Annotated in this window: 12 protein-coding genes and 1 riboswitch; of the genes, 8 read left to right on the forward strand and 4 right to left on the reverse strand. The window is 62.3% G+C overall.

The window, feature by feature from the left end; genetic code table 11:
* Positions 1 to 333 precede the first annotated feature (333 nt).
* Positions 334 to 465, forward strand: a riboswitch (TPP riboswitch).
* Between the two features lie 92 nt (positions 466 to 557).
* The 5 genes from thiC to CO666_RS09675 are packed head-to-tail and all read left to right on the forward strand — an operon-like array spanning position 558 to position 4,941.
* Positions 558 to 2,384, forward strand: a complete 1,827-nt coding sequence (gene thiC, locus CO666_RS09655) for a phosphomethylpyrimidine synthase ThiC (RefSeq protein WP_097612212.1) — start codon at positions 558 to 560, stop codon at positions 2,382 to 2,384.
* Positions 2,385 to 2,386: 2 nt separating this feature from the next.
* Positions 2,387 to 3,337: a glycine oxidase ThiO gene (gene thiO, locus CO666_RS09660; RefSeq protein ID WP_097611860.1), complete on the forward strand. Its 951-nt coding sequence runs from the start codon at positions 2,387 to 2,389 to the stop codon at positions 3,335 to 3,337.
* 19 nt (positions 3,338 to 3,356) lie between these two features.
* The gene (gene thiS / locus CO666_RS09665) at positions 3,357 to 3,554 is read left to right on the forward strand and encodes a sulfur carrier protein ThiS (protein ID WP_097611861.1); all 198 of its coding nucleotides are present in this window, start codon (positions 3,357 to 3,359) and stop codon (positions 3,552 to 3,554) included.
* Positions 3,555 to 3,556: 2 nt separating this feature from the next.
* Positions 3,557 to 4,330 (forward strand): thiazole synthase, encoded by a 774-nt coding sequence (locus tag CO666_RS09670; protein ID WP_097611862.1) that lies wholly within the window; start codon positions 3,557 to 3,559, stop codon positions 4,328 to 4,330.
* Positions 4,327 to 4,941, forward strand: coding sequence for a thiamine phosphate synthase (locus CO666_RS09675; protein ID WP_097611863.1), 615 nt, complete (start codon positions 4,327 to 4,329; stop codon positions 4,939 to 4,941). Before CO666_RS09670 ends, CO666_RS09675 begins: the two co-directional genes overlap by 4 nt.
* A 235-nt stretch (positions 4,942 to 5,176) precedes the next feature.
* On the opposite strand, the gene CO666_RS09680 is transcribed toward CO666_RS09675, so the two are convergent.
* Positions 5,177 to 5,611 (reverse strand): hypothetical protein, encoded by a 435-nt coding sequence (locus tag CO666_RS09680; RefSeq protein ID WP_097611864.1) that lies wholly within the window; start codon positions 5,609 to 5,611, stop codon positions 5,177 to 5,179.
* Positions 5,612 to 5,963: 352 nt separating this feature from the next.
* On the opposite strand from CO666_RS09680, the gene CO666_RS09685 reads away from it, so the two are divergent.
* Genes CO666_RS09685 through CO666_RS09695 form a run of 3 tightly spaced genes read left to right on the forward strand, consistent with a single transcriptional unit; the run spans position 5,964 to position 9,822 of the window.
* Positions 5,964 to 7,904, forward strand: coding sequence for a DUF3604 domain-containing protein (locus CO666_RS09685; protein WP_097611865.1), 1,941 nt, complete (start codon positions 5,964 to 5,966; stop codon positions 7,902 to 7,904).
* Entirely contained in the window at positions 7,901 to 8,830 is a 930-nt protein-coding gene (locus CO666_RS09690) for a peptidyl-prolyl cis-trans isomerase (RefSeq protein WP_179869649.1), read from the forward strand. Before CO666_RS09685 ends, CO666_RS09690 begins: the two co-directional genes overlap by 4 nt.
* On the forward strand, positions 8,827 to 9,822 hold the full coding sequence (locus CO666_RS09695; protein WP_097611866.1) for a HupE/UreJ family protein: 996 nt from the start codon (positions 8,827 to 8,829) through the stop codon (positions 9,820 to 9,822). The genes CO666_RS09690 and CO666_RS09695 overlap by 4 nt, the downstream gene beginning before the upstream one ends.
* A 169-nt stretch (positions 9,823 to 9,991) precedes the next feature.
* Here CO666_RS09695 and lpdA read toward each other — a convergent pair whose 3' ends face one another.
* Genes lpdA through CO666_RS09710 form a run of 3 tightly spaced genes read right to left on the reverse strand, consistent with a single transcriptional unit; the run spans position 9,992 to position 13,654 of the window.
* The gene (gene lpdA, locus CO666_RS09700; RefSeq protein WP_097611867.1) at positions 9,992 to 11,389 is read right to left on the reverse strand and encodes a dihydrolipoyl dehydrogenase; all 1,398 of its coding nucleotides are present in this window, start codon (positions 11,387 to 11,389) and stop codon (positions 9,992 to 9,994) included.
* Positions 11,390 to 11,392: 3 nt separating this feature from the next.
* On the reverse strand, positions 11,393 to 12,637 hold the full coding sequence (locus CO666_RS09705; protein ID WP_097611868.1) for a dihydrolipoamide acetyltransferase family protein: 1,245 nt from the start codon (positions 12,635 to 12,637) through the stop codon (positions 11,393 to 11,395).
* 3 nt (positions 12,638 to 12,640) lie between these two features.
* Positions 12,641 to 13,654, reverse strand: coding sequence for an alpha-ketoacid dehydrogenase subunit beta (locus CO666_RS09710; protein WP_097611869.1), 1,014 nt, complete (start codon positions 13,652 to 13,654; stop codon positions 12,641 to 12,643).

Below are 13,654 nucleotides of genomic sequence, written 5' to 3' on the forward strand. Positions count from 1 at the left end.
ACGCTCAAGCTGAACGCCTGGGTTTATGCGTCAACGGCTTGGATTGCAGATCCGTCTGCAGCGTTTCGCCGACCTCGGTCGCGCCAGCTCGGGCGGCACCGCTCGACGATCTATCGCGAGATCAGGTACAATACATTCCACGATCGCGAACTTCCCGAATTAGCGCTACTTCTCGACGGTGTTCACGATTACGCGGTGACGGTGGTTCGCGAACGCTACGCGGATTTTGGGCCGACGCTGGCGGCCATTGCGCGGCTGGATGACGGAGGCCGGAAAACCGGGTTACTTGCAGTTTCAGGGTTGACATGAACTCGACCGAGGACGTAGCCTCGCAGCATTCACCAGGGGGGTCCCGGCAAGGGGCTGAGATACTGCTGGACAATATGGCTTTGCCTGTTGTGGCGCAGTGACCCGTTGAACCTGATCCAGTTCATACTGGCGTAGGGACGGTGCAAGCGCTCGATGGCTTCGGATTCACGCGTGGAATCCATGCCGGCGTCTTTTCATCATTCCGGCTGACTGACTGGGTCTCCAACTGCAATTTGGAGCCTCAAACCATGACCCTTGCCGCAAAAAATCTCACCCCGACCGTTACGACCGGCCCGCTGCCGGCCTCGCGGAAGATCTACATCCCCGGAGAAATCCATAGCGACATCCGCGTGCCGATGCGCGAGATCAGCGTCCATCCGACATCTGGCGAGCCGCCCGTCGTCGTCTATGATTCCTCCGGTCCTTACACGATCGAAGGCGCCGAGATCCGCATCGAACAGGGCCTGCCCCCACTGCGCCGCGACTGGGTGCTGGCCCGCGGCGATGTCGAACCCTATGACGGTCGCCATATCCGCCCCGAAGACAACGGCTTTGTCAGTGGCGACCGGTTGACGCCGGAATTTCCGGGGCGGCGCCGGCCGCTGCGTGCCAAGGACGGCAAGGCCGTTACCCAGCTCGCCTACGCACGGGCCGGTATCGTTACGCCGGAGATGGAGTTCATCGCCATTCGCGAGAATCTCGGCCGCAAAGCCAAGACAGAAGCGCTGCTACGCGACGGCGAAAGCTTCGGCGCCCATATTCCGGATCATGTGACGCCGGAATTCGTCCGCCGGGAAGTCGCCGCCGGCCGGGCGATCATCCCCGCCAATATCAACCACCCCGAAAGCGAACCAATGATCATCGGCCGGAATTTTCTGGTGAAGATCAACGCCAATATCGGCAACTCCGCCGTCACGTCATCGATGGCCGAAGAAGTCGAGAAGATGGTCTGGGCCGCCCGCTGGGGCGCCGATACCGTCATGGATCTTTCGACCGGCCGCAATATCCACAATATCCGGGAATGGATCATCCGCAATTCGCCGCTGCCGATCGGCACGGTGCCGCTCTATCAGGCGTTGGAAAAAGTCGGCGGCATTGCCGAGGACCTCACCTGGGAGATTTACCGCGATACGCTGATCGAGCAGGCCGAACAGGGCGTCGACTATTTCACCATCCATGCCGGCGTTCGGCTGCACTATATCCCGCTCACCGTCAATCGTGTGACCGGCATCGTTTCGCGCGGTGGCTCGATCATGGCCAAGTGGTGTCTGCATCATCACCGCGAAAGCTTCCTTTACGAGCATTTCGAGGAGATCTGCGATATCTGCCGCGCCTATGACGTCTCCTTCTCGCTCGGCGACGGCCTTCGCCCCGGCTCGATCGCCGATGCCAATGATGCCGCGCAATTTGCCGAACTCGAAACGCTTGGCGAACTGACAAAAATCGCCTGGGCCAAGGATTGCCAGGTGATGATCGAGGGACCCGGCCATGTGCCGATGCACAAGATCAAGGAAAACATGGACAAGCAGCTCGCCGTCTGCGGCGAGGCGCCCTTTTACACGCTGGGACCGCTGACCACCGATATTGCGCCGGGCTACGACCATATTACCTCCGGCATCGGCGCGGCGATGATCGGCTGGTTCGGCACGGCCATGCTCTGCTACGTTACCCCGAAGGAGCATCTTGGCCTGCCGGATCGCAACGACGTCAAGACCGGTGTCATCACCTACAAGATCGCCGCCCATGCGGCTGACCTTGCCAAAGGACATCCGGCCGCTCGCCTGCGCGACGATGCCTTGTCGCGGGCGCGTTTCGAATTTCGGTGGGAAGACCAGTTCAACCTGTCGCTCGATCCCGACACCGCCCGCAGCTTCCATGACGAGACCCTCCCGAAGGAAGCGCACAAGGTGGCGCATTTCTGCTCGATGTGCGGCCCGAAATTCTGCTCCATGCGCATATCGCATGACATTCGCGCCGAAGCGCAAAAGGAGGGGCTGGACGCGATGGCCGCGAAATACCGCGAGGGCGGCGATCTCTACATGCCGATCGATACGCGTTCCCAAGGAGCGGAGTGAAAATGCGTGTCCTGGTCAAAGGGGCCGGCGTTGCCGGCCTCACCGTCGCCCGCGAGTTGCATGCCCGTGGTGCCGATGTGACGGTCTTCGACCCGCACCCGAACTTCGCTCATGCGGCTTCCTGGCTCGCCGGCGGCATGCTGGCGCCCTGGTGCGAGCGGGAGAGCGCCGGCGAGGCCGTGCTCACACGCGGCCTCGATGCCGCCGATCGATGGGAGGCGATCCTGCCGGGCAACGTCGTGCGCAACGGCACGCTCGTCGTCGCCTCGACGCGCGACCATGGTGAGCTGAAGCGATTTTCCAGCCGCACGACCGGCTATCGATGGGTGGAAGAGCAGGATATTGCGACGCTCGAGCCCATGCTCGCCGGCCGTTTCAGGCATGGCCTGTTCTTCCAGGGCGAAGCGCATCTGGACCCTCGTCAGGCGCTGCGCGGCTTAAAAGAGCAATTGTCGGCAGAGGGCGTCGCCTTTACCGACACGGCTGCGAGCGACGGCGATTTCTCCGATATCGTCGACTGTACCGGTGCTGCCCGCATCGGACGAGATCGCGATCTGCGCGGCGTGCGCGGCGAAATGCTCTATCTCCATACCGATGAGGTCACGCTCGCCCGGCCCGTCCGCCTGCTGCATCCACGCTTTCCCCTCTATGTCGTGCCCCGCGGCAACGGGTTTTTCATGATCGGTGCGACGATGATCGAGACCGAATCCGACGGTCCGATCACGGCACGCTCGCTGATGGAGCTGCTGAACACGGCCTATGCGCTGCACCCGGCCTTTGCCGACGCCGCCGTGGTCGAAACCGGCGCCGGCATCCGCCCTGCCCTCCCCGACAATTTTCCGCGCGTCGTGCGGGAAGGAAAGGTCATCGTTTTCAATGGCCTTTATCGCCACGGTTTTCTGCTGGCGCCCACTATGGCGGCTGAGGCCGCCGATCTCGTTTTTTCCAAATAGCCGAAGCAAAGGAAATCCAATGCAGCTGATCATCAATGGCGAAGCTCAGACAACCGCCGCCACGACGCTTTCGCAGCTTCTGGCCGCACTCGACTACGAAGGCGACTGGCTGGCGACCGCCGTCAATGGCGAACTGGTTCACCGCGAGGATCGCGACGAACACATGCTGAACGATAACGACAGGATCGAAATCCTGACCCCGATGCAGGGAGGCTGAGCATGCTTGATCTTTACGGAAGCCCAATCGGATCGCGCCTTCTTCTCGGCACCGCGCGTTACCCCTCGCCGGCGATCCTCGCCGAAGCCATCACACGATCCGCAACGGAGATCGTCACCGTATCGCTGCGCCGCGAAATGGCGGGCGGGCGCAATGGCGGCGCTTTCTTCGACATGATCCGTGCGCTCGGCGTTCACGTTCTCCCCAACACCGCCGGCTGCCACGGCGTGTCCGAGGCGGTGCTGACGGCGAAGATGGCCCGTGAAGTGTTTCGCACCGATTGGATCAAGCTGGAGGTGATCGGCAATCATGACACCTTGCAGCCGGATGTTTTCGCGCTCGTGGAAGCCGCGCGCATCCTGACCGGCGAAGGTTTTCAGGTCTTTCCTTATACGACGGACGATCTGGTCGTTGCCGAGCGTCTCATTGACGCCGGATGCCAGGTGCTGATGCCCTGGTGTGCGCCGATCGGATCGGCGGCGGGACCACATAATCTTGCCGCACTTCGATCGATGAGGGCGCACTTTCCCGACGTGCCGCTGATCGTCGATGCCGGCATCGGCCGGCCTTCGCATGCGACAATCGTCATGGAGCTGGGCTTCGATGCCGTGCTGCTGAACACTGCCGTTGCCGGCGCCGGCGACCCGGCGGCAATGGCGGAAGCCTTTGCTAAGGCAATCGATGCCGGCAGGCAGGCGTTCGGCGCAGGCATGCTGGAGCCGCGCGACATGGCCGTGCCTTCGACGCCTGTGATCGGAAAGGCGGTTTTCGCATGACGCTCGATCCTTTCTATCTGATCGTCGACAGCACCAGCTGGATCCGAAGGCTCGTGCCGCTCGGGGTCAAAACCGTGCAGCTGCGCATCAAGGATCGCGCTCTGCCGGAAATACGTGCGGAGATCCGCGAGGCGGCGGCGATCTGCAAAGCCCATGCATGCCAGTTGATCGTCAACGACTATTGGCAGGTTGCCATCGAGGAAGGCTGCGATTTCATCCATCTCGGCCAGGAGGATCTGGCCACCGCCGATCTTGGCGCCATCCGTGAGGCAGGCTTGAAGCTCGGGCTTTCGACGCATGACGAGACCGAACTGGCGGTCGCGCTTGCCGCACATCCGGATTATATCGCGCTCGGTCCGATCTATCCCACCATCCTCAAGGCGATGCCCTGGGCGCCGCAGGGCCTCGAACGCATCGGCGCATGGAAGGCCCGCATCGGCGACATACCGCTTGTCGCGATCGGCGGGCTGACGGTGGAACGCATTGCCGGCGTATTCGAGAATGGGGCCGACAGTACTGCAGTCGTGACCGATATCACGCGCAATTCCGATCCCGAGCGACGAACCCGCGAATGGATTGCAGCAGTCCGCACCTTTCACCGAGAGGGTTGAACAAGAACCTGTCTCTATAGAAACTGTCCTGCCGGAGACCTTAGCCGACGCTCACCGTCCCACAGGTGCGGGTGTCCGGCCCATCATTGAGCACGCTTTTGTCTTACAGCCAAATCGCGACAACATAGGAGGGCAAGGTGGCCGTTCATGAAGGGAACCGCCTTCCTCCGATGCCATTATCTTGCCTGCACCCCCGCGGGGGTGCGACAAGCCGATCCTGGCCTATGATCTGCAATCAGCCAAAGAACGCACGCAGCCGGGAAAAAAAGCCGCCTGGCTTGTGATCTGCGATCGACCGCAACCGGCGGGCGACCACTGCCGCGCTGACATGTTCACCAAAATGGCAGAAGCAGACGATATCATGCAGTTGATGGTCGCTCAGCTCGAAGAACCGTTTGGCTTCTCCGTAGCTGTCGTTTTCCATTCCCGCCGCCCGCAGGACTGGATCGGCGAATGCAACGGAAATCGGACTGTCGTCGCCCCGCATCGCCATCCGCTCTGTTATCGGCTGGTATTCGGTTTCGTGAAGCGTCCTCAGAAACTGCCTGGGACTGCGATCGAGAATTTCAGCCCACCGTTCAAGCCGCTCGCGCCGCGTCATTTCAAGGTGTGCGTAGGTCGGGCTGACCTTTGCGATGGCTTTCAACTGCTCAAGTGCATGCTGTTCCATTTCGGCCTCCTATCTTAAGAAAATAGATGGTCCGCTCCCAGAAATAGCCTCGCTCAGGCTGCAGCCGATGTCCAATCACGATTGAGAACGACATCTCTTCAGGCCACGGGCAACGCGACGGTCGGAGGCACCGCCTCCACACCAGTAATTTCAGGCCGACTGATGCTCGTAACGAACGGCTTGCTCACGCTATACTCTACTGACGGGCGCGCACGTTGTTTTCCTACTGTCTCCCATCCCCGGAAGACGATCAGGGCAGAGTGCCGCGGAGAAAAGGACTTGCAGCCATTGATGCGAATCAACGCGCGGTCCGCATCTGTCCTGTAATGTTCTTGCCGCGAGGGGGACGGCGATGAAAACGACAACTGCGACAATGATGATTGCCGGGCTCGTAAGCTTGGGCTTCGCCTTGCCGACCGTGGCTCAGCAGGCCACCGATATCGGCACTCTGGACAGCGGCGCGGCTGGAAGGGTATTCGCCAGCAAACCTCTCTATTCGCCCTATGCGGGACGAAATTTTCCAACCCGCCCGCTTTTTGGCGACACGCATTTACATACGGGAGCCTCCTTCGACGCCGGCGCGTTCGGCGCGAGGTTGACGCCACGCGACGCTTACCGCTTCGCCCGCGGTGAGGAGGTCATGGCCTCAAGCGGCCAACCTGCCAAGCTGTCACGGCCGCTCGATTTTCTGGTCGTTGCCGATCACTCCGACAATATGGGCATGTTCCCCGATCTCTTCGCCGGCAAGGCGGAAGTGATCGCCGATCCGCAGGCCAAGACCTGGTACGATATGATCAAGTCAGGCCAGGGCGCTACCGCGGCGCTTCAGATCATCTTCAGTTTCGGCAAAGGAACGCTTCCGCAGAGCATGATCTACGGGCCGGACACGCTTCCCTACAAGAATGCGTGGCAGGACACGATAAAGGCTGCCGAGGAATATAACGAACCCGGGCGGTTCACGGCCTTCATCGGCTATGAATGGACGTCGAATACGGCAGGCAACAACCTCCATCGCAACGTCATCTACCGGGACAACGCCGATAAGGCCGCTCAGGTCGTGCCTTATACGACGCTGAAACCATTGGGCAGCGACAACCCGCGCGACCTATGGCAATGGATGCAGGCCTATGAGGACAAGACCGGCGGCAACGTGCTGGCGATTGCGCATAACGGCAATCTCTCCAACGGCCGCATGTTCCCGCTGATCGAATCCTTCACCGGCAAGCCGGTCGATAAGACCTATGTCGAGCAGCGCTCCAGGTGGGAACGTCTCTACGAAACGACTCAGACGAAGGGAACCGGAGAGGCACACCCCTTCCTGTCGCCGAACGACGAGTTTGCCGATTTCGAGATCTGGGATTTTGGCAATCTCGATGCCAGCGAACGCAAGACGCCTGCCATGCTCGAGTTCGAATATGCACGGTCTGCATTGAAGAACGGCCTCAAACTCGAAGCCGAGCTCGGTACGAACCCTTACAAGTTCGGATTGGTCGGCAGCTCCGACGCACACACGGGCCTTTCGGCGATGGAGGAGGAAAATTTCTTTGGCAAGACCACGCCACAGGAGCCGAGCCCCGAGCGTCTGACGGCAACCTTTGTCAAAGACGACAAGACCGGCATTACGGTGATGGACTGGGAAGTCGGTGCGTCGGGCTACGCGGCCGTCTGGGCGGTTGAAAATACGCGCGAGTCGATATGGGACGCCATGCAACGCAAGGAGACCTATGCCACGACGGGGTCGCGCATGGGCGTACGCTTCTTCGGCGGCTGGAATTTCGAACCGGCCGATGCCGAGACCCGCAACCCCGGCGCAATCGGCTACGCCAAAGGCGTTCCGATGGGTGGCGATCTCAGAGCAGCGCCGGAAGGAAAGGCACCATCGTTCCTCGTCGCGGCCCTACGGGACCCGATCGGAGCCAACCTCGACCGCTACCAGATCGTCAAGGGCTGGCTGGACGACAAGGGCGAAACCCACGAGCAGGTCTACGACGTCGCCTGGAGCGGCGACCGCAAGCCGGGCGCCGATGGCAAGCTGCCGCCGGTCGGCAGCACTGTGAACCTTCAGGACGCCACGTGGACCAACACGATCGGCGCTCCGGAACTGATCGCGGTCTGGAAAGATCCCGGCTTCGATCCCAAGCAGAGGGCATTCTATTATGGGCGCGTCATCGAAATACCGACACCGCGGTGGACCGCCTACGATGCCAAGCGGTACGGAACGAAGCCGCTTGAAGGTACGCGGATGACCGTGACCGAACGCGCTTATACCTCGCCGATCTGGTACACGCCATGATCGCCTCGCAGGTGGCTGAACCGGCCGCCGTACCGTCGGGTCCATCGTCCCGCCGACAAACGAGCGTGATTGTCTTGAAGCGCGTGCTGAGCGAGCCGCTGGTTCATTTTCTGCTGCTCGCATTGGCGATCTTCGTCGGTTACAGGGTCCTGGGCGCCGGTTTAGGAGACAAGCCGGGCAACATTGTCGTTACGGCGCCGAAGATCGAGCAGATGGCGACCGTATTCACGAAGAGCCGGCAGCGCCCACCGACCGCGGAGGAGCTGAAAGCCCTGATCGACGACTATGTGAAAGAAGAAGTCCTTGTGCGCGGGGCGCTGGCGCTCGGGCTCGATAGAGACGACACGGTCGTTCGTCGCCGCTTGCGCCAGAAAATGGAATTTCTCGACGCCGCCGCCGCTGAAGTTCTGACGCCGACCGATGCGGATCTCCAAGCCTATCTGCAGGTCAATGCAGCCATGTTCGAAATTGATCCGATGCTTGCCTTCCAGCAAGTGTTTTTCAACCCCCAACGGCACGGCGACGCAACCGCTCGGGACGCGGGCTCCGCCCTCGAGGCGCTGCAGGCCGATCCCGCCGCGAATCTCGCCTTTTTGGGCGACCCCACCCTGCTTCCGCCCGACCTGCCGCTTGCGAGCAAGACATCGATCGGGCAAACCTTCGGCGCCGAGTTCACCGAGGAGCTTGACAAGACACCCCTGGATCGATGGACGGGGCCTATCGCCAGCGGTTTCGGCCTCCATTTGATCCGAGTGTCGAAGCGAGTGCCTGGCCGGGTGCCGGCGCTCGAGGAGGTGCGGAGCGCCGTCGCGCGCGAATGGACGAACACCAAGCGCGAGGAGCTGGAAGGCCAGCGATTTGCCGAGCTGTTCAAGCACTATACGGTCAGCATCGAATTCCCGGCCAGCGCGGAAGCCGGCCCATGATGCGGTACGGCGCATTGCTGGCGGTGCTTATCCCGCTATTCCCAGCCACATCAGGCAGGGCTCATGAGATCAGGCCTGCCTATCTCGACTTGCGCGAAACGACGCGCGATGAATTCGCGGTCATCTGGAAAGTGCCGGCGCAGGGCGATATGCGCCTCAGTCTCAATGCAGTTCTGCCGGCGCCATGCGTCGAAAAAGCCGGACGAGCAAGATCGATCGACGGCAGCGCCTATCTGGAGCAGTGGACGGTCGGCTGCCCGGGCGGACTGACAGGCGGCGAGATCACCATTGAGGGCCTCAGGTCGACCCTGACGGAAGCGCTCGTTCGCATCGAATATCGAAGCGGGGACACAGAGGTCGTACGCGTCATGCCGGACGCCCCCTCTTTCACCGTCGCGGGCGCGAAGAGCTTCCTCGACGTTGCACGCACCTATTTCCTGCTGGGCGTCGACCACATACTCTCGGGATTCGATCACTTGCTCTTCGTTCTCGCCCTTCTGCTGCTCATTCGAGATCGCCGAATGCTGATCAAGACCATCACGGCCTTCACGATCGCCCACAGCATCACCTTGGCGGGAGCCTCGCTCGGATATTTCAGTCTGCCGCAAAAGCCGGTCGAAGCGACGATTGCTCTCAGCATTGCTTTCGTGGCGAGCGAACTGGTTCGGATGAAGCCGGGCGAGATGCGGCTTTCCGAAAGCGTCCCATGGGTCGTGGCCTTCGCATTTGGGCTCCTGCACGGTTTCGGCTTTGCGGGCGCCCTGAAGGAAATTGGATTGCCGCAATCCGACGTGCCTCTGGGTCTGCTGACTTTCAACCTCGGCGTCGAGGCAGGACAGCTGATCTTCGTCGCCGCGGCCTCGGTCTTGCTGAGGGTGGCGGGGGCACTGGTGACGGTCCCACTCGCTCAAGCGCGCAAGGCCGGCGCCTACATGATCGGAACCGCCGCGATGTTATGGCTTATTCCGCGCATCGCAGGATTGGTCGCGTGAGCACCCCGATCTGGTGAGGCAGCAGGGTGGTTCAGCCATATCGGACATCAGCTGAACTCCGAGCATCTGGAGAAGCTTGAGCGAAATAGCGGCGTCGCGAAGTGATGATTCTCCCGAATTTTCGCATTTATCCCGTAAATTGAATGCCTTACCTAGAATCCGCCTCAGCTCAAACGTGCAACGCGCTTCCCAAAGCTTTCAGCGCCGCCTCCATCACCGCTTCGCTACGCGTGGGATGTGCATGGATCGTGCCGGCGATGTCTTCGAGGCGCGCACCCATCTCGATGGCCAGCACAAATGCCGCCGACAGTTCGGAGACGCCGGCTCCGACCGCCTGCAGACCGAGGACGAGATTGGTGTCGGCGCGGGCGACGACCCGCACGAAGCCCTCTTCCGACAGCATCGTCATCGCCCGTCCGTTGGCGCTGAAGGGAAACTGGCCGGTGCGGATTTCATAGCCCTGAGCCCGCGCCTCCGCCGGCGACAGGCCGGCGCTGACGATTTCCGGATCGGTAAAGCAGATGGCGGGGATGCAGCGCTTGTCCCAGGCGCGCTTCTTTCCGGCGATGATTTCCGCCACCATCTCCCCTTGTGCCATGGCCCGATGGGCCAGCATCGGTTCGCCGGTCACGTCGCCGATCGCGTAGATACCGCGCATCGACGTGCGGCATCGGTCGTCGATCCTGAGATAGGGCCCGGCGCGATCGAGGTCGAGTTCTTCGAGACCGGAGCCTGCCGTTCGCGGGCGGCGGCCGACGGTGACGAGGATGCGGTCGGCCGGCAGGGTTTCACGCCGGCTATCCGACGTTTCGACGATCAATGCCTCGCCATTGTCGGCGAGGCCTATCGCCTTCGCGCCCGTCAAGACCCGGATGCCGCTCTCGGTCAGCTTTCGCATGACGGGTCGCACCAGCTCTGCATCATAAAGCGGCAACACCTGCAGCGTCGCCTCGACGACAGTCACCTCGGAGCCCATCTTTGAAAAAGCCATCCCGAGTTCCAGCCCGATGTAACCGCCGCCGACCACGACGAGCTTCTTCGGCAGTGCCGTCAGCGACAGCGCCTCCGTCGAGGAGATAACACGACCGCCGAAGGGGAGGCTGGCGAGCTCCACCGGATCGGAACCCGTGGCAATGACAACGGTTTCGGCACGGATGATCTGCTGGCCGGTTTCGGTCTCGACCTCCACCGTCTTGCCATCGCGGAAGCGGGCCCGGCCGTGGACGATCTTGACCCGCGCTTTCTGCAGCAGCCCTGAGACGCCGCCCGTCAGCCGGCCGACAATGCCGTCCTTCCAGGCGATCGTCCTTGCGAAATCGATCGACGCGCCTTCGACGCGGATGCCCATCGGGTTCTTGCCGGCGAGCATCTTCTGCGTGGCGTCGAATTCTTCGGCCGCGTGAATCAACGCCTTGGAAGGAATGCAGCCGACCGTCAGGCAGGTGCCGCCTGGCTTACCGGCCTCGACGATGACGGTATCGATGCCGAGCTGGCCGGCGCGGATGGCGCAGACATAACCGCCCGGGCCGGCGCCGATGACGAGGAGCTTGCAGACAATCTCTTTCATGGATCAGCCTTCGATGAAAATAAGCGCCGGTGTTTCGAGGAGCGTGCGGATGCGCTGGACGAAGGTCGCCGCATCCCAGCCGTCGATGATGCGATGATCGAAACTGGAGGAGAGGTTCATCATCTTGCGCGGCACGAACTGCGTGCCGTCCCAGACCGGCCGCGTGGCGATCTTGTTGACGCCGATGATCGCCACTTCGGGATGATTGATCACGGGCGTCGAAACGATGCCGCCGAGTGCGCCGAGCGAACTGATGGTGATGGTGGAGCCGGATAGCTCGTCGCGCGTCGCCGTGCCCGAGCGCGCCGCTTCCGCCAGCCGGCCGATTTCGGCGGCGCAATCCCAGATGCCGCGCGCTTCCGCATGCCGCACCACAGGCACGGTGAGCCCGGCCGGCGTCTGCGTGGCGATGCCGATATGGACGGCGCTATGGCGGGTGATGATGCCGGCATCGTCGTCGAAGGTGGCATTGACCTCCGGCTGCCCGGCAATGGCTTTCACCAGCGCCCGCATCAGGAACGGCAGGACGGTCAGCTTCGGGTGACCCGGCCTGCGGTCGCTGTTCATCGTGGCGCGCAACTCCTCGAGCGCGGTCATATCCACCTCCTCCACATAGGTGATGTGGGGAATGCGCGAGGTGGACAGCACCATCTTTTCGGCGATGCGGCGGCGCAAGCCGGTCAGCTTGATCTCCTCCGTCGCCGTCTTCCTGGCGAGACCGTTCTTTGCCGTCGTAGGAGCGGTGCCTTGGGCGAGGAACTGCTCGATATCCTCGCGCAGGATGCGCCCGGCCGGTCCACTCCCCTGCACCTGCCTCAAATCAACGCCGCTTTCCCTGGCAAAGAGCCGAACGGAAGGGGCGGCAAGCGGTTTTTCGGTGGGCGGCGCGGCAGCAGCCGGCGCCGTGGAGACCGGCGCTGCCGGGGCGGGCTTGGCGATTTCCGCTTTGACCACTTCGGCAACCGGCGCCTGCGAGGTCTGCATCGGCTGGGCCTCGCTGGCACCTCCGGCCGTTTCGATCCGCACCAGCGGCGCCTTGACCGCGATACGGTCTCCGATCTCGCCGGCGAGCCAGATGACGGTGCCTTCGACGGGAGAGGGAATTTCCACCGTCGCCTTGTCGGTCATCACGGCGGCGATCACCATGTCCTCACGGACGGGATCTCCCGGCTTCACGTGCCATTCCACCAGTTCGGCCTCGGCGACCCCTTCCCCGACATCGGGCATCTTGATGATGAATTCGCCCATGGCTCAGGCCTCCATGACTTCGGCAAGCGCCCGCCCGACCCGGCCGGGACCGGGGAAATAATCCCACTCCTGCGCATGCGGATAGGGCGTGTCCCAGCCGGCAACGCGCACGACCGGCGCTTCGAGATGATAGAAGCAATGTTCCTGCACCAGCGACACGACCTCGGCGCCGAAGCCCGAGGTTAGCGTCGCCTCATGAACCACGACGCAGCGCCCGGTCTTCGATACCGATTGGACGATCGTATCGAGATCGAGCGGCAGCAGGCTTCGGAGATCGATCACCTCAGCGTCGATGCCGGCATCTTCGGCCGCGGCCAGCGCAACATGCACCATGGTACCGTAGGCGATCACCGTGACCGCCGATCCCACGCGCCGCACCTCGGCCTTGCCGATCGGGATGGTGTAATGGCCGTCGGGCACTTCGCCGAGATCATGTTTCGACCAGGGCGTCACCGGCCGCTCGTGATGACCGTCGAAGGGGCCGTTATAGAGCCGCTTCGGTTCCAGGAACATGACGGGATCGGGGTCCTCGATCGCCGCGATCAGCAGGCCCTTGGCGTCATAGGGATTGGACGGCACGATCACCTTCAGCCCGCAGACATGGGTAAACAGCGCCTCCGGGCTCTGGCTGTGCGTCTGGCCACCGAAGATGCCGCCGCCTGTCGGCATGCGCACGACGATCGGGCAGGTGAAATCGCCGTTGGACCGGTAGCGGATGCGCGCCGCCTCCTGTGTCAGCTGGTCATAGGCCGGGTACATATAATCGGCGAACTGGATCTCGACACAAGGCTTCAGCCCATAGGCCGCCATCCCGATCGCTGTGCCGACGATGCCGGATTCGCTGATCGGCGTGTCGAAGCAGCGCGTCCTGCCGTATTTTGCCTGCAGGCCCTGCGTCGAGCGGAAGACGCCGCCGAAATAGCCGACATCCTCGCCGAAGACCACGACATTGTCGTCCTTCGCCATCGAGACATCCATGGCGCTGCGCACGGCCTCGATCATCGTCATCCTGGCCAT

It is taken from the genome of Rhizobium chutanense (genome assembly GCF_002531935.1).
Classification (GTDB): Bacteria; Pseudomonadota; Alphaproteobacteria; order Rhizobiales; family Rhizobiaceae; genus Rhizobium; species Rhizobium chutanense.